Raw genomic sequence first — 14115 nt, forward strand, 5'->3', positions numbered from 1 at the left:
CTGGAAGCGGTGCGCTATGTAGCGCCGCGCAGGGCAGGGCGCAAGGGTGAGACTGGGCGCGCAGTAGGAGCGCAGCGGGTGGGGGTAAATAGGGCTTTGCGTTCCGCGCCGCTGGCTTTAGCGTGCCGCACTTTACGGGACGTATCTGAGGGGAACAGCCTGTGGCTGCTGAGGAAATGACGCTGATCGATCGCGTCACCAATATTTCGGACTTCATCTGGGGCGGGACGTGGAACGGGGAGGCGCTGCCGTGGCTCTCCATCGGCGGGCAACCGATTCCGCCCATGACGCTGGTGCTGCTGGGCATCGGCATGTGGATCATGATCGGCCTGCGCTTCTATCCCATCGTCAAGCTGGGCAGCGCGTTCAAGGGCCTGTTTGCCGGGCGCAAGAGCGATGGCGACGGCGAGATTTCGCCTTTCGCGGCGCTTTCCACCGCGCTTTCCGGTCAGGTCGGCACGGGTAACCTTGCGGGCGTGGCGACAGCCATCGCGCTGGGCGGACCGGGCGCGATCTTCTGGATGTGGGTCACCGCGCTGGTCGGCATGGCGCTGGCCTTTGCCGAAGGCTCGCTGGCCATTCGTTACCGCGAGAAGACATCGGACGGCGTCTATCGCGGCGGCCCGATGACGTACATCATGATGGGCCTGGGCAAGAAATGGACCTGGCTCGCCATCGTCTTCTGCCTCGGCACGCTGTTTTCCGCGCTGGTTACCGGCAATTCCATCCAGGCGAACGCCATTGCCGACGGCATGAGCGAGCTGTTCGGGATCGAGGAATGGATCGGCGGTGCAGTGACTGCGATCCTGGTGTTCATCGTCATTATCGGCGGCATCAAGTCGATCGGCAATGTGGCGGAAAAGATCATCCCGTTCATGGCCGCCGCCTATATCGTGATGGCCGTGATCGCCCTGATCCTGAACTTCGGGGATCTGCCGGCGACCTTCGGCCTGATCTTCAACGGTGCCTTCAACCCGCAGGCGGCCACCGGCGGCTTTGCCGGGGCGGCAATCATGCTGGCCATCCGTGCCGGTGTGGCCCGCGGCCTGTTCTCGAACGAGGCCGGGCAGGGTTCCACCCCTATCGCCCACGCCGTTGCGCAGACCAACGATCCGCAGCAGCAGGGCCGCATGGCAATGCTGGGCACCTTCATCGACACGATCGTGATCTGCACCATGACAGCGCTGGTCATGCTGACCGTGCAGGGTGACTTCACCGCCGGCGGTGAAAGCGTGGCACATGCGTGGAATTCCGACCTGGAAGGCTTCGCGATGACGAGCGGCGCCTTCGCTGCGGCCTTCCCGTTCGAGATCATCGGCGTCCCGCTGGGCACGCTGATCGCAAGTGTCGCGCTGATCCTGTTCGTCTTCACCACGCTGCTGACGTGGAGTTATTACGGCGAACGTGCGATCACCTTCATCTATGACCGCATCCCGGGTTCCACCCGCGGCGGTGAGAAGGTGCTGCACATGATCTGGCGCGTGCTGTGGTGCGTGGTGATCTACCTCGGCTCCACGCTGGACCTGACGCTGGTGTGGCGCATGGGCGACATCTCCAATGCGGCGATGGCGCTGCCCAACCTGCTGGCGCTGGCATTGCTCAGCGGCGTGGTGTTCAAGCTGGCCAAGGGCGACAAGACTGCCGGACCGGACCATTTGGCAGACACGCCGGAGGAGCCGAACGAATACTGACCCCGGCGGTCTCACCGAAACGAAAAGGGGCCGCGCACCATCTGGTACGCGGCCCCTTTTTCTTCGGGTTTCTGTGTGCTGGTTCAGGCGCGGCCGAACAGGCGGGCCAGGAAGCCGGGCTCTTCCATCGGCTGGATCTTGCCGTATTTCATGTAGCGCTGCGATGCATCGGAATGCGGGCGCGGCATGGTCCATCCGTCGGGCTTGCTGCTGCGGAAACTCATGCTGGACACTGCTTTTCTCCTTCGAACAAGGGTCGAAACTTCGTCCCGTCTGTCAGAATAAACACCTATGCCGCGGATAGGGTTCCCGTAGCTGTTCCCGCCCTGTTCGCAGCGCATGGCGTGGCCATGGCCGGACGTGCAAAAGCCAAGGGTTTCTGCCGGGGTTCCCGCAAGGATTGGATTTTCTAAGGCTGTGTTCTTGCTGCCACGCCCCGGGTCCAGACCATGATGCAAAGTGCCGCAGCGGCCAGCGGCATCAAATTGATCTCCAGCGGCAGGGCAGCCGCGCGCGTGGCGTAAGGCGCCAGCCACAGGACGACGAGGGCCAGCTTCTCGTAAGGGCGGAAGCCATGGTCCAGGCCCTGCCGCACAAGCCACAACACCGGCAGCAGCAGGAAGGGCAGGTCGTAATTGAACAGATACGGGCTCGCCAACGCCGTGGCCGCCAGCGCAAAGGCCCCGCTCGCCGCCGCATCGCCGCCGAAGCGCTTCCACGAGAGCACGGTCAGCACCAGCAGCCCGACTGTCACCAGCGCCTGGATCGCCATGGCCAGCTCCGCAGTGACGAATAGGCGCAGCTGGCCATAAAGCGTGGCCATGCGCAGCCAGAAATCCGGGTCGGTTCCCTGCATGATGGCAGCGCTGGCCGCCCAGCTTTCGGTGTAGGCGCGCAGCGTGTCGGTGCCGAAGGCCAGCCAGCTTGCCAGCACCAGGGATATTGCCGTGACGCCTGCCGCGATAAAGGCCCTCGAGCGCCCGCCCGCCGCCAGCCAGAACGGCAGCAGCAAGGCAAGATGCGGCTTGATCACCAGCGCGCCGATGGCGGCCCCGGCCAGCAGGGGCCTGCGGTCTACGAAGGCGACACCTGCCACCAGCAATGCGCCGGTCAGCAGGCCGTTCTGGGCGTGGCCCGCGGCAATCAGCGCGCCAGGAAACACCAGTACGATTGGCCAGAGCTTCGGGAAAGCGCGCATGCCGGCCCATGCGAAGAGGGCATAGGTGGCAGCGACCCAGGCGATCCATGCCAACGGGAAGGGCAGCAGGCCGAAGGGCGCGGTGGCAAACAGGAATGGCGGCGGGTTGACGAAGGCGAACCAGCCCTCGCTCCCCGTACCGGTCTGCACCCGTTCCTGCATCGCCAGATTATATGCCGCCGCCGGATCGCCTGCGGCGGTGACATGGCCCGCACCCCAGAAGGCGAGGAAGTCCGTGCCGTCTGCGCCCATGGCCTTGAGATAGGAGTTCACCATCAGCGCCAGGCTCGCGAGGCCCAGCAGCAACGCATAGCCGCGCACACGGCCGCTATCGAGCCAGCGCGCGTCGCGCAGGGGGGCGGAATTGTCGCTCATCGTCTCCGCGCTACGCCATCATGGTTAACGCTGCGTAAGCATATCGCGCGCGATTTGACAGGCGCCAGCCCGCTTCGCCAGACGGGCGGTATGTGCAACCTCTATCGCATGGCCAACAGCGCCGCCGAAGTCGCGAACTTCTTCGAGCTGGTTGCGGCCACCGGCAGCAATGTGCCCGGCCACGTCTATCCCGGCACGCCGGGGCTGGTGATCGTGGATGGCACAGTCACCTCCATGACCTGGGGCTTCCCATTTGCGCAGGTGAGCAAGAAGACCGGCAAGCCGCTGAAGCCCAAGCCGGTGAACAATGCGCGCACGGACAAGCTGAAGTCCTTCTTCTGGCGCCAGAGCTTCGAGCAGCGCCGCTGCCTGATCCCGCTTGAGGCTTTCGCCGAGGCCGAGGGGCAGCGCGGGGCGATGACACGGACTTGGATGAGCATGCCGGGCGCCAACATGTTCACCGTGGCGGGCATCCACCGCGAGACGGACGAGTGGGGCGCGGCCTATTCCATGGTGATGACCGATGCGAACGCGCAGATGTCCGCCATCCATAACCGCATGCCGGTAATCCTTGCAACCGCAGAGGCGCGAAAAATCTGGCAGGAGGGATCGCCCGCAGACGCCTTCGACCTGTGCCGCCCCTTCGAAGGCGAACTCCACATCGACCGCACCGATCAGCGCTGGGCCGGCTAAAGAGCGTCAACGTCGCCACCGGTTCGCGGCAAGCGAACCGCAAGCACGACCGCGCGCCCGGACCGGCCCCGCAGAGAGCGAAGCGAACGAAGGGAATTGCCGGGAGGACGATCCCGCGGATGCGGGATCACGAAAACAAAATGGCAGGGGTGACAGGATTCGAACCCGTGGCCCTCGGTTTTGGAGACCGATGCTCTACCAACTGAGCTACACCCCTGCAGGGAAAAGCGCCTCTAGGACGCATCGATTGTGTTGGCAAGGCGGTGATTGATCGCGCTATCGCTGCGCGCATGCACGGCAAGCCCGCCAACACGATCCCGCCTGAAATCCTGCTGCTCGCGTATCGCAGCGGCATCTTTCCCATGGCCGACAGCCGGGAGGACGATGAGGTGTTCTGGGTGGAGCCGCGCGAGCGGGCGACAATCCCGCTTGACGGGCTGCATGTCTCGCGCAGCCTGTTGCGGACGCTGAAGCGCGGGACGTACCGCGTCACAATCGACCGTGCCTTTCGCGATGTCATGCTGGCCTGCGCGGCGCCGCGCGCCGACCATCCCGAAAGCTGGATCAGCGAGCGGATCGTGGAGAGCTATTGCGCGCTGCACCTGGCGGGGCATGCTCATTCCATCGAATGCTGGCTGGACGGCGAGGACGGGAGCGAAGAGCTGGTCGGCGGCCTTTATGGCGTTGCCTTCGACCGGGTGTTTTGCGGCGAGAGCATGTTCGCGCGCGCCACCGATGCCTCCAAGGTCGCGCTGGCATGGCTGGTGGTGCTGATGCGCCGCGCGGGGGCGGAGCTGCTGGACTGCCAGTTCATGACCGATCACCTCGCCTCGCTGGGCGCGGTGGCCATGCCGCAGTCGGAATACCTTGCCCTGCTGGGCGATGCGATGCGGGATGCCGGCCCGGGCGAGGGGCCGGTGGACCTGCCGGCGGCTTACGCTTCCGTACTATCCGATGCGGCTGTTTCCGACGGCTCGGGCGCTGATGGCGGCGGCGCGGCCTCCCCGTCGAAGGTCATTGCGCAGGATTTGACCCAAACGTCGTAGACCGGATGCTCGACCACATTGATGCTGGGCTTGTTCTTGAACAGCCAGCCGGAAAAGACGCGCTGCCATCCGGCATCACCGCCATCGGGCGGACGCTGATTGACCAGCACCTGCACGAAGGCACCCTCGTCCGGCGCGGTCTCGTAAGGCGCGGTGCGTTCGCAAGCGGACAGGCGCACGATCACATCGCCCACGCGGCGCGATTCGCCCGGCTTCAGCTCGATATCCTGGCTGATATTGTTGCGCTTGTTCAGCAGGCCCAGCGTGGCGACGCGCTCTTCCATGGGCGTGCCGTCCTGCTCCGCCATTTCGGCGGGCGCGGTCATGGTGGCGAGGTCCTCGGGGACTTCGGTCTCCTGCACGCGGGGGGCAGGCGCTTCATCCTTGCAAGCGCCCAGCAGCAGCGCCGCAGACGCGGCAAGGGCGGCTGTAAACCGCATCAGGCGTCCGGCGACCAGGCTTCGTAATCGCCGCCCGCGCGGGCACGCTTGCCGCCACGCTCCAGCGCGCCGGCCGGACGATAGGCATCCTGCGTGCCGGTGGCGTTGGGGGTGTAGTCCACTTCCCAGATCTTTGGCGGGGGCAGGAAGCTTTCGGGCACGTCCTCGCCTGCGCCGTGCAGCCAGCCATGCCATTCGGCCGGCACGCGGCTGGCATCGTTGGCGCCGTCATAGATGACCCAGCGCCGCTCGCGCTGGCCATCCTTCACATTCTTGCTGCGGAAATAGCGGTTGCCCTGCGCATCCGTGCCGACATGCTCGCCATTGCGCGAGGACCACAGGCTGGTGCCGATCGTGGCGCCATCCCACCAGGTGAAGATCTTACCGAGAATTCCCATGGCCAAGCGCCTTAATCGCCGCCGCTGCCACGGGCAAGCGGCTTGCGGTTACCAGCGGACCGAAGCGCCCGGGCCGATGCCAAGCTGCTCCGCCACGCCAGCATTCACTTCCAGTACGGCGGCGGCGGGCGCGTCCGACAGGATGCGGCCCTCGCTATAGGGCTCGCCGTATCCGACATTGATGACCTTGCCGTCCGCCCCGATGAAGATCAGGTCCAGCGGCAGCGGCGTGTTTTTCATCCAGAAGCTGGCGATGCGCGGCTGCGGGCGGGGGAAGATCATCGCTTCCATCGGCCCCATTTCCTCGCGGTACATCATGCCCTGGGCCTGCTGTTCGGGCGTGCGGGCGACTTCGGCCATGAAGACATGCTCCTGCCCGTCCGCCGTCACGGTCACCGGAATCACTTCCAGCCCGCTGACCGGATGGCGCTGCGGCGCGCTGGGCGTTTCGGCGGGCGCGGCGTTGCTGCTGCCCTGGGCATTGCAGGCGGGCATGGCCAGCAGGGCCATCGCGGCCAGCGGAGCGGCAAGGAAGCGCCGTGTGATGAAGCTCAGCATTCGTATTCTCCGACCCATTCTTCCAGCGCGGTTTCGCTCCTGGCGTCCAACGCGGCGCGCGCGTGGTCGAAGGAATGGCCTGCGCGGACCATTGCCGCAAGCTGCTTTTCCCGCAAGGCGCGATCACTGGCGGCTGCCGCGGGATCGGCTGCAAACGGCCCGAAGCGTCGGCGCTTCGCATAACGCAGGATGGCCTCTCGCTGGGCGCGTTCGTCCGGCGCATGGGCGGCGCGCACATCTTCCGCCAGTCCGTCCGCATGCAGCACCTGCGCCACGCGGCGCGCGCCGTACCCGCGAGAGGTGAGGCTGCCTGCGCGCATCCGGGCATAGGCATCGTCGTCGATATAACCCGCCTCCACATGGCTGGCGACCAAGGCGGGCACATCCGGGTCCCGCTCACCGCCCCAACCACGCTCGCGCAGCTTGCGGGTCAGGTAGCGTTCCAGCTTGGCCGAGGAGGTGGCGAAGCGCGCCACGTAATGCAGCGCAAGGTCGCGCAGCTTCGCTTCATCGAGCGGTTTGGGCGGGCGTTTGCGACGCCCCGGGCCGGTTTTTTCTGAAACCATCGGCCTTATTCGTGCCACACTTCGTGTCGAAGGGAAACGTTTCAGCAAGGGCATTCACGCCCGGGCAAGCTGAGGGATCGCTATCACCCGCGCCATATCACTCCGGCGCCAGAGAAAAGACGGGTCCACATCTCCTGACATGACAGAACCCACGCCAACCCCGAACGACTGCCCCTTGCCGCGTCGCCGGTCGGACTTCGCCACCTTTGCCGAGGCGATCGACTATGCCGCGAAGAGCGAAAAGGGCATGAATTTCCACGATATGCGCGGAAACCTGGAGCATGTGCTGACATATGCCCAGCTGCGCGAAGATGCGCTGCAGACCGCGCGGCGTATGGTGGCAAGCGGTATCGGCAAGGGCACGCGCGTGGCGCTGATCGCCGAGACCGGACCGGAGTTCGCCGCATTGTTCTGCGGCTGCGTCTATGCCGGCGCATGGCCCGTGCCGCTGCCGCTTCCGACAACCTTCGGCGGCAAGGACAGCTATGTGGACCAGCTTTCGGTCCAGCTGCAGAGCTGCGACCCGCAGGTGCTGATCTACCCGCCCGAAATCGCCGAGATGGCCGGTGCCGCGGCGGAGCGGCAGGGCTGCGAAGGCGTGGACTGGGACAGCTTCGCCCAGCGCGAAGCGCCGGAGACGGAGCTGGCCGCGCCATCGCCGGACGACATCTGCTACCTGCAATATTCCAGCGGTTCGACCCGCTTCCCCACCGGTGTCGCCGTCACGCACGAGGCGCTGCTGCACAATCTGTTCGGCCATGCCGCCAGCATGGAAGTGGGTGACGGGGACCGCGTGGTCAGCTGGCTGCCGTGGTACCACGACATGGGCCTGGTCGGCTGCTTCCTCTCGCTCATCTCCAACCAGATGAGCGTGGATTACCTGAAGACCGAGCACTTCGCGCGCCGCCCGCTCGCCTGGCTCAGCCTGATCAGCCAGAACAGGGGCACGACGCTCAGCTATTCACCCACCTTCGGCTATGACATCTGCGCGCGCCGCATTTCCAGCCAGAGCCATGTCGGCGACCGGTTCGACCTGTCGCGCTGGCGCGTTGCCGGCAACGGGGCGGACATGATCCGGCCGGACGTGATGCAGAACTTCGTCAACGCCTTTGCCGACGCGGGTTTCAAAGCCAGCGCTTTCACCCCGTCCTATGGCCTCGCCGAAGCGACCCTGGCCGTCACCGTCATGCCGCCGGGCGAAGGCATCAAGGTGGAACTGGTGGAGGAAGAGCGCCTTTCCGGCACGCGCCGTGATCTCAGCCGCCCGGCCCGATACCGCGCCATCGTCAATTGCGGCAAACCGCTGCCCGACATGGACGTGGAAGTGCGCGCCGAAAATGGCGAGGTGAAGGGCCATCACCAGATCGGCAAGGTATGGTGCCGCGGGCCCAGCGTGATGCATTCCTATTTCCGCAATCCCGAAGCGACCGAGGAATGCCTGGTCGATGAATGGCTGGACACTGGCGACATGGGCTATGTGAACGAGGGTGGTTACCTGTTCATCGTGGGCCGCGCCAAGGACATGATCATCATCAACGGCAAGAACCACTGGCCGCAGGATATCGAATGGGCGGTGGAGCAGCTGCCCGGCTTCAACCATGGCGATATCGCTGCCTTCGCCGTGGAGACGGAGAATGGCGAAGAAGCGCCCGCCGTGCTGGTGCATTGCCGCGTATCCGACCCGGAAGACCGCGTGCGCCTGCGTGACGAGATCCGCGACAAGGTCCGCTCCATCACCGGCATGAACTGCGTGGTAGAACTGGTGCCGCCGCGCACACTGCCGCGGACGTCCTCCGGCAAGCTGAGCCGCGCGAAGGCGAAGAAGCTGTATCTGTCCGGAGAGATCGAGCCGTTCAGCGTCGCTGCCTGACACGGCAGCCTTCGCCGGCGCCTTACTTGTTCGCGATCACCCAGCGCCCTTCGCGGAAGCGATAGACGTTGGGGCTGATGCAGCGCATCGCCTCGTCACACTTTTGTGCGGTAGCTGCTGCGATGGCGGGCAGCTGCGCATCGCTCGCCGTCCCGAAGTCGATCTCGAACTGGCTGGGAATCGCCATGTAGAAGTCCGCGCCGCTCGCCTCTGCCAGCGCGCCCCAGCGCGGCAGGTCATAGACCAGCGCGGTCAAGTAATAGATTTCCTCGCCACCTAGCGTGCCGGTCGACTTCATCGCGGGAATAGCAGGCTTGCCCTCCACGCTCTGGGCAAAGCCCAGGTCCCAAGCCTCATCCTCGCTCAGCGAAAGGCCGGGAAGCTGCGAGGGACGGACAAGCGAGATCGTCTCGTCCCCGTCGAAGGCAAGGATCGCATAGAGATCGTCGCCGACCCGCCGCATGGGCGGCTTTTCGAATTCGGGCGGCAATTCGGCATCGATGTAATCGATATAGGCCTGGTCGCGTACGATCACGCGCAGGTCATCGCGGGTAAATTCCTTGGGCGCTTCGAAGATCTTGCGCGCGAAATCGGCGGAGATCGCATCGCATTCCCGCTCGCTAGAACGTTCGCACAGGGCCTGCACGCGGTGGAGGTTGACGAAGCCGTCCACGTCCGTTTCCGGGGTGCGGTAGATAATCACCGCCGGGTCCGCCGGGTCCAGCCGCAGCGTCCAGCCGTCCGGCTTCTGCGCCTCTACATAAGGCATCATGCGCGCGGCGAAGGTGCCTTCGTCCTGCGCTGCGGCAGGTGCGTACAGGGCCGCCGAAGCTGCCAGTGCGAGGCCGAGGCCGAAGAAAGCTGTCTTCATTGCGTCACCCGAATATCAGCACGCCCAGCAGAACGAGCAGGGCGATCGCGGAAATACCGAACACCACTGTACGCCATTTGTGCACGCCGGACCAGTAGAGCGGCAGGTAGACGGCGCGCGCGCCCAGCCACGTCCAAGCCGCTGCTTCCGTAACCGGGCCGGACTTGTCCGCCAGCACCACGCCGAACAGTGCCACGATTGCGACGGGGAATGTCTCGAGGAAATTGTCGCGCGCACGCTCCAACCGGGCGGCAACGTCATTCAGCGGCGGCGTGTCTTCGTCACGCGGGCCCATGTTCCAGTCGACCCCGTACTGCGCGGTCTTCTTGTGGATCGCCACCTGGACATGGACGAACAGCAGGACGCAGGCGAGGGCGAGGACGAGGATTTCGGCAGGCATGGTCATTGGTCTCCTGTGGCATCGGGTGCGGCCCAGCGCATCGTGACAGGGCCATAGCCGCTTCCGCGCGGTGTGGCGATCACGGCGATCCCGTCACCGCCCAGCGTTTCCGCCAGCGCGGCGACCGCATCGGCCGGGCCGGAAATCGCAATCGGCGCGCCGACCCGCACGCCGGCCCAGCGCACCAGCCCAAGCGCTTCGGCATCGGGCACTTCATCCTGGAACTCTATTGTCGGCAGCGGTCCGGCGGGCGGGCGGACCTGGATGGTCCAGCCGTCAAAGTCCTGCGCGGCGCGGGCCTCCAGCTCGCGGTAAGTGGCGAGGTTCGCCCCGGGCAATGGCCGGGCGGTGACGACGGCGCGCTGCCGTCCGCGGTCCACCAGCACTTCGCCATCGCTGACACCGGCGACCAGCGCCAGCCTGCGCGACAGGTTCGTTTCCTGCTCCAGCGCCTTGGCCTCGTTCTCGCGCGCGGCGGAAAGCTGGGCTTCCTCGGCGGCACTGGCGCTGGAGCCGACCTCCACCTGCGTCAGCTTCAGATCGACCGGGCGGGCCAGCCGCTTGGCGATGATGGCGGCCGCGCGGCGCTCCGCATCGGGCTGCAATTGCGGGGTCAGAACGGTGGCGGTCACCAACAGGGGCTCGCTCGCGAAGCTGACGTCCACCTGCTGGATCCGCGTATTCTCGTCGAACTGCTCGGCAATCGCATTGCTCACCTGGCGGGACGCGGCGGATTCCCCGGCGATGCTGATCAGCGACAGGCCCAGCGGAATGGCCAGGCTGACGAAAGCCGCCACGATCAGCAGGGTCTGCGCCAGCGTCTGCTTGTTCGAAAGGTTGGTGCGAAAGCCATACAGCCGCGCCATCACCGTAGCGGTCAGAGCGATGGTCATGAGGTTGGTGAAGAACAGCAGCAGCGATCCCCAGAACACGGTGGCATTCCAAGTCGCAAAGCCGAAGCCGACCACGGCCAGCGGCGGCATCAAGGCGGTGGCGATGGCCACGCCCACGATCGTTCCGTCCCGCCCGCGGATCATGGCGTATGCGCCGGCGATGGCGGAAAACAGTGCCACAGCCAGGTCAAACAGGTTCGGCCTCGTGCGCGATGCGATCTCCTCCGTGATCGTCTGCAGCGGGCTGACCCAGACCACGAAGGCGCAGAAGGCAATGGCCATGACCGTGCCGATGGCGAGCGATTTCGCCGACTGGCGCAGCCATTTGAAATCGCCCGTGGCGAAACTGAAGCCCAGCCCCATGATCGGATCCATCAGTGGCGAAAGCAGCATGGCGCCGATGACTACGGCCGGGCTGGACAGCAGCAGGCCCAGAATAGCGATGCCAGCGCTCATGGCCGTCATCAGCAGGTAACGCGCCGATAGCGTGCATTCGGCGCGCCGCTTCTCGATCACGGCCTGCTGGTCCACCGTGCCTACGACGGTTTCGTGCCAGTATTCGCGGAAATGCAGCACCACGTCGCTGAAGCTTCGCTTCGTGCTGGTGGTCGTTGCTGATAGTCCGGCCTGCGATTCCGGTGATGCGGCTGGTGCCTGCTGGGTTGCCATGGCTGAAGTCTGTCCCCTCGATTTGCGGCAATTCTAGATGCTGGCGGGCGCCGCGGGAAGCGGTTAGTGTTGAAACACGTGTCTTGTTACACTAATACAGTAGGCGAGCTATCGCGAGGGATCATGGCTACCAATACAGAAACCGTCACCGCCACGAAAAACGATTTCGACCTGACGCCGCCCGATCCGGTTCCCGCCGTCGCGCCCGATAAGGCCGCAGGGCTCGTCCCGGTGGAAGAGGAAAAGAAGTCCAAGCTGGATGCCAAGGTGGACAGTTTCGTCACCGAACTGGCGGAGCTGGACGCGAATTCCCCGGACTTTGGCCAGAAGGTGGACCAGATCACCAACATGGGGCGTAAGGAAATCGCGGCTGCGGCGCAGATGTCGAACCGATTCCTGGACCGCCCGGTTCGCGCGATGGACCAGGAATCCGGCGTCGGCGCCAATCTGGCCGAATTGCGCGTGGTGGTGGAAGATCTCGATCCCGGCAAGAACGGCAAGCTGTCAAAGACGCGCAAGTTCCTAGGCATCATCCCCTTCGGCAACAAGATCACCAGCTATTTCCGCAAGTACCAGAGCGCGCAGACGCACATCCAGTCCATCCTCGGCCACCTGTCGAGCGGCAAGGACGAGTTATTGATGGACAATGCCGCCATCGATGTGGAGCGCCAGAAGCTGTGGGAAGCGATGGGCAATCTGGAACAGATGATTCACATCGCCGGCACGCTGGATGACAGACTGGAAGAAAAGGCCGCCGAGCTCGATGCGACCGATCCGGCAAAGGCCAAGGCGATCCGCGAGAGCGCGCTGTTCTACGTTCGCCAGCGGCGGCAGGACCTGCTGACGCAGATGGCCGTCAGCGTGCAGGGGTATCTGGCGCTGGACCTAGTGAAGAAGAACAATGTCGAGCTGGTGAAGGGCGTGGACCGCGCCAGCACCACCACCGTCGGTGCACTGCGCACGGCAGTGACCGTGGCGGAAGCCATGACCAACCAGCGGCTGGTGCTGCAGCAGATCACCCAGCTGAACGACACCACCGCCGGCATCATCGATTCCACCAGCACCATGCTGCGCGACCAGACCGGCAAGATCCACGAACAGGCCGCCAGCTCCACCATCCCGCTGGAGACGCTGCAGCGCGCGTTCCAGAACATCTACGACACGATGGACGAGGTGGACGACTTCAAGGTGAAGGCGCTCGCCAACATGAAGCAGACGGTGGAAACGCTGGGTGCCGAGGTCGAGCGGTCCAAGGGCTATATCGCCCGCGCCGAAGGACAGGCCCAGGCGGCCAGGCAGGTCGCTGCCAGCGAAGACTCGCTGCTAAGCCTGGAAGGCTGAGCGCGCGAGGATGTCCGATAGTACCTCCCAGTCGCGCGAGATCATGGCTTCGGCCAAGCGCTCGCTTGCAGACCAGCGCGCCGGTGGGCGCCGGCTGGAAGTCGTCGGCAAGCCGATCGGCCGTGGTTCTGCCCGGATCAGGTCGAAGCACTTCACGAAGAAGCTGGTGCAGCTGGCCATCGGCATCGTGGCGATCGCGGTTGGCGTCGGCATTGCAGGCGCGGTGCTGGACGGCATCGGATTCTGGGGGATCATGGTCACGATACTCGTGGCGATCCTTCTGTTCAGCGGCGTGCTGTCGCAGAAGATGAAGGTTCCGGGGCGGGTCGACCTCACCCGCACGCAGGATGCCAAGAAGCTGGTCGCCCGCACGGAGCTGTGGCTGGAAGCGCAGCGCCCGGCGCTGCCGCCGCCAGCCGTGCAGCTGGTGGACGATATCGGCGTCCAGCTGGATCAGCTTGGCGCGCAACTGGCACATGTCGATCCCGCCCATCCCGCCGCTGCGGAGACGCGCAAGCTGGTGGGCGAATTGCTGCCGGAAACGGTGGATAGCTATCGCAAGATCCCCGGAAACCTGCGCGGCGAAAAGCGCGCCGGGGCCACGCCGGACGAACAGCTGACCGGCTCCCTGCGCAAGATTTCCAAGGAAATAGATCACGTGACGCGGCAATTGGCGGAAGGATCGCTGGACGACCTCGCCGTGCGCACACGCTACCTCGATTACAAATATGGCGATCCGGACAGCCCGGTGGCCGATACGGAGAAAACATAATGCAGGTCGCCATTCCCCATTCGCTCGACAAGGAAATCGTCCGCCAGCGGCTGCGCGACAATTCGGACGATATCGGCAATGCCGTGCCCGGCGGCATGGCGGACATCACCACCAGCTGGGCAAGCGAAGACCGGATGGATATGGCCATTTCCGCCATGGGCCAGACGATGAACGGCCACGTCCAGATCGAGGATGACCAGATACTGTTCGATATCGAACTGCCGCTGGCTCTCAGCTTCGTGGCCCCGATGGTCGAAGGCGCTATCCGCCAGCAGGGCGAGCGTCTGATTGCGCCTCCGCGCGACAGCGAAAAGCCTGACTGATCCGGCTGGAC

General features: G+C 65.0%; 16 protein-coding genes and 1 tRNA gene. 7 read left to right on the forward strand and 10 right to left on the reverse strand.

Features of this window, described 5'->3' with window-relative positions; all coding sequences use genetic code 11:
* Positions 1 to 176 precede the first annotated feature (176 nt).
* Positions 177 to 1691: an alanine/glycine:cation symporter family protein gene (locus A6F65_RS03795; protein ID WP_418303121.1), complete on the forward strand. Its 1515-nt coding sequence runs from the start codon at positions 177 to 179 to the stop codon at positions 1689 to 1691.
* A gap of 83 nt (positions 1692 to 1774) precedes the next feature.
* Here A6F65_RS03795 and A6F65_RS13020 read toward each other — a convergent pair whose 3' ends face one another.
* Entirely contained in the window at positions 1775 to 1924 is a 150-nt protein-coding gene (locus A6F65_RS13020; protein WP_169816994.1) for a hypothetical protein, read from the reverse strand.
* Between the two features lie 176 nt (positions 1925 to 2100).
* On the reverse strand, positions 2101 to 3264 hold the full coding sequence (locus A6F65_RS03800; RefSeq protein ID WP_067786129.1) for a glycosyltransferase family 87 protein: 1164 nt from the start codon (positions 3262 to 3264) through the stop codon (positions 2101 to 2103).
* Between the two features lie 90 nt (positions 3265 to 3354).
* On the opposite strand from A6F65_RS03800, the gene A6F65_RS03805 reads away from it, so the two are divergent.
* Positions 3355 to 3957, forward strand: a complete 603-nt coding sequence (locus tag A6F65_RS03805; RefSeq protein WP_067786131.1) for an SOS response-associated peptidase — start codon at positions 3355 to 3357, stop codon at positions 3955 to 3957.
* Positions 3958 to 4098: 141 nt separating this feature from the next.
* Here the strand turns inward: A6F65_RS03805 and A6F65_RS03810 are convergent.
* Positions 4099 to 4174, reverse strand: a tRNA-Trp gene (locus tag A6F65_RS03810).
* A gap of 73 nt (positions 4175 to 4247) precedes the next feature.
* Between A6F65_RS03810 and aat the strand changes: the two genes are divergently transcribed.
* A complete protein-coding gene (aat, locus tag A6F65_RS03815) occupies positions 4248 to 5003 on the forward strand; it encodes a leucyl/phenylalanyl-tRNA--protein transferase (RefSeq protein ID WP_067786133.1) in 756 nt (251 codons plus the stop codon).
* On the opposite strand, the gene A6F65_RS12670 is transcribed toward aat, so the two are convergent.
* The 4 genes from A6F65_RS12670 to A6F65_RS03835 are packed head-to-tail and all read right to left on the reverse strand — an operon-like array spanning position 4892 to position 6965.
* Positions 4892 to 5443 carry a DUF2155 domain-containing protein gene (locus A6F65_RS12670; protein WP_205631900.1) on the reverse strand — a complete coding sequence of 184 codons (552 nt, stop codon included), beginning with the start codon at positions 5441 to 5443 and terminating at the stop codon, positions 4892 to 4894. The two genes, aat and A6F65_RS12670, sit on opposite strands and share 112 nt — an antisense overlap.
* Positions 5443 to 5841 (reverse strand): NADH:ubiquinone oxidoreductase subunit NDUFA12, encoded by a 399-nt coding sequence (locus tag A6F65_RS03825; protein WP_067786136.1) that lies wholly within the window; start codon positions 5839 to 5841, stop codon positions 5443 to 5445. Before A6F65_RS03825 ends, A6F65_RS12670 begins: the two co-directional genes overlap by 1 nt.
* Positions 5842 to 5889: 48 nt before the next feature.
* On the reverse strand, positions 5890 to 6399 hold the full coding sequence (locus A6F65_RS03830) for a DUF192 domain-containing protein (protein ID WP_067786138.1): 510 nt from the start codon (positions 6397 to 6399) through the stop codon (positions 5890 to 5892).
* Positions 6393 to 6965 (reverse strand): regulatory protein RecX, encoded by a 573-nt coding sequence (locus A6F65_RS03835; protein ID WP_067786140.1) that lies wholly within the window; start codon positions 6963 to 6965, stop codon positions 6393 to 6395. Before A6F65_RS03835 ends, A6F65_RS03830 begins: the two co-directional genes overlap by 7 nt.
* A 139-nt stretch (positions 6966 to 7104) precedes the next feature.
* Between A6F65_RS03835 and A6F65_RS03840 the strand changes: the two genes are divergently transcribed.
* Positions 7105 to 8835, forward strand: a complete 1731-nt coding sequence (locus tag A6F65_RS03840; RefSeq protein ID WP_067786142.1) for a fatty acyl-AMP ligase — start codon at positions 7105 to 7107, stop codon at positions 8833 to 8835.
* A gap of 22 nt (positions 8836 to 8857) precedes the next feature.
* On the opposite strand, the gene A6F65_RS03845 is transcribed toward A6F65_RS03840, so the two are convergent.
* Genes A6F65_RS03845 through A6F65_RS03855 form a run of 3 tightly spaced genes read right to left on the reverse strand, consistent with a single transcriptional unit; the run spans position 8858 to position 11668 of the window.
* Positions 8858 to 9706, reverse strand: a complete 849-nt coding sequence (locus A6F65_RS03845) for a hypothetical protein (protein ID WP_067786144.1) — start codon at positions 9704 to 9706, stop codon at positions 8858 to 8860.
* A gap of 4 nt (positions 9707 to 9710) precedes the next feature.
* Positions 9711 to 10112, reverse strand: a complete 402-nt coding sequence (locus A6F65_RS03850; protein ID WP_335645334.1) for an MAPEG family protein — start codon at positions 10110 to 10112, stop codon at positions 9711 to 9713.
* Positions 10109 to 11668, reverse strand: a complete 1560-nt coding sequence (locus A6F65_RS03855; RefSeq protein ID WP_083989193.1) for a TIGR00341 family protein — start codon at positions 11666 to 11668, stop codon at positions 10109 to 10111. The genes A6F65_RS03850 and A6F65_RS03855 overlap by 4 nt, the downstream gene beginning before the upstream one ends.
* A gap of 123 nt (positions 11669 to 11791) precedes the next feature.
* Here A6F65_RS03855 and A6F65_RS03860 point away from each other — a divergent pair, with 123 nt between their 5' ends.
* Genes A6F65_RS03860 through A6F65_RS03870 form a run of 3 tightly spaced genes read left to right on the forward strand, consistent with a single transcriptional unit; the run spans position 11792 to position 14104 of the window.
* Entirely contained in the window at positions 11792 to 13009 is a 1218-nt protein-coding gene (locus tag A6F65_RS03860) for a toxic anion resistance protein (protein ID WP_067786146.1), read from the forward strand.
* Between the two features lie 10 nt (positions 13010 to 13019).
* Positions 13020 to 13781 carry a hypothetical protein gene (locus A6F65_RS03865; RefSeq protein ID WP_067786148.1) on the forward strand — a complete coding sequence of 254 codons (762 nt, stop codon included), beginning with the start codon at positions 13020 to 13022 and terminating at the stop codon, positions 13779 to 13781.
* Positions 13781 to 14104: a polyhydroxyalkanoic acid system family protein gene (locus tag A6F65_RS03870; protein WP_067786150.1), complete on the forward strand. Its 324-nt coding sequence runs from the start codon at positions 13781 to 13783 to the stop codon at positions 14102 to 14104. The genes A6F65_RS03865 and A6F65_RS03870 overlap by 1 nt, the downstream gene beginning before the upstream one ends.
* Positions 14105 to 14115 lie beyond the last annotated feature (11 nt).

It is taken from the genome of Paraurantiacibacter namhicola (assembly GCF_001687545.1).
In the GTDB taxonomy this organism is placed as follows: domain Bacteria; phylum Pseudomonadota; class Alphaproteobacteria; order Sphingomonadales; family Sphingomonadaceae; genus Paraurantiacibacter; species Paraurantiacibacter namhicola.

Coding starts and splice junctions, on each gene's coding strand:
- A6F65_RS03805 (WP_067786131.1), top strand. CDS start 3,355: ATGTGCAACCTCTATCGCATGGCCAACAGCGCCGCCGAAGTCGCGAAC.
- A6F65_RS03825 (WP_067786136.1), bottom strand. CDS start 5,841: ATGGGAATTCTCGGTAAGATCTTCACCTGGTGGGATGGCGCCACGATC.
- A6F65_RS03830 (WP_067786138.1), bottom strand. CDS start 6,399: ATGCTGAGCTTCATCACACGGCGCTTCCTTGCCGCTCCGCTGGCCGCG.
- A6F65_RS03850 (WP_335645334.1), bottom strand. CDS start 10,112: ATGACCATGCCTGCCGAAATCCTCGTCCTCGCCCTCGCCTGCGTCCTG.
- A6F65_RS03795 (WP_418303121.1), top strand. CDS start 177: ATGACGCTGATCGATCGCGTCACCAATATTTCGGACTTCATCTGGGGC.
- A6F65_RS03860 (WP_067786146.1), top strand. CDS start 11,792: ATGGCTACCAATACAGAAACCGTCACCGCCACGAAAAACGATTTCGAC.
- A6F65_RS03840 (WP_067786142.1), top strand. CDS start 7,105: ATGACAGAACCCACGCCAACCCCGAACGACTGCCCCTTGCCGCGTCGC.
- A6F65_RS03835 (WP_067786140.1), bottom strand. CDS start 6,965: ATGGTTTCAGAAAAAACCGGCCCGGGGCGTCGCAAACGCCCGCCCAAA.
- A6F65_RS03845 (WP_067786144.1), bottom strand. CDS start 9,706: ATGAAGACAGCTTTCTTCGGCCTCGGCCTCGCACTGGCAGCTTCGGCG.
- A6F65_RS03855 (WP_083989193.1), bottom strand. CDS start 11,668: ATGGCAACCCAGCAGGCACCAGCCGCATCACCGGAATCGCAGGCCGGA.
- A6F65_RS12670 (WP_205631900.1), bottom strand. CDS start 5,443: ATGCGGTTTACAGCCGCCCTTGCCGCGTCTGCGGCGCTGCTGCTGGGC.
- A6F65_RS03865 (WP_067786148.1), top strand. CDS start 13,020: ATGTCCGATAGTACCTCCCAGTCGCGCGAGATCATGGCTTCGGCCAAG.
- A6F65_RS03800 (WP_067786129.1), bottom strand. CDS start 3,264: ATGAGCGACAATTCCGCCCCCCTGCGCGACGCGCGCTGGCTCGATAGC.
- A6F65_RS03870 (WP_067786150.1), top strand. CDS start 13,781: ATGCAGGTCGCCATTCCCCATTCGCTCGACAAGGAAATCGTCCGCCAG.
- aat (WP_067786133.1), top strand. CDS start 4,248: ATGCACGGCAAGCCCGCCAACACGATCCCGCCTGAAATCCTGCTGCTC.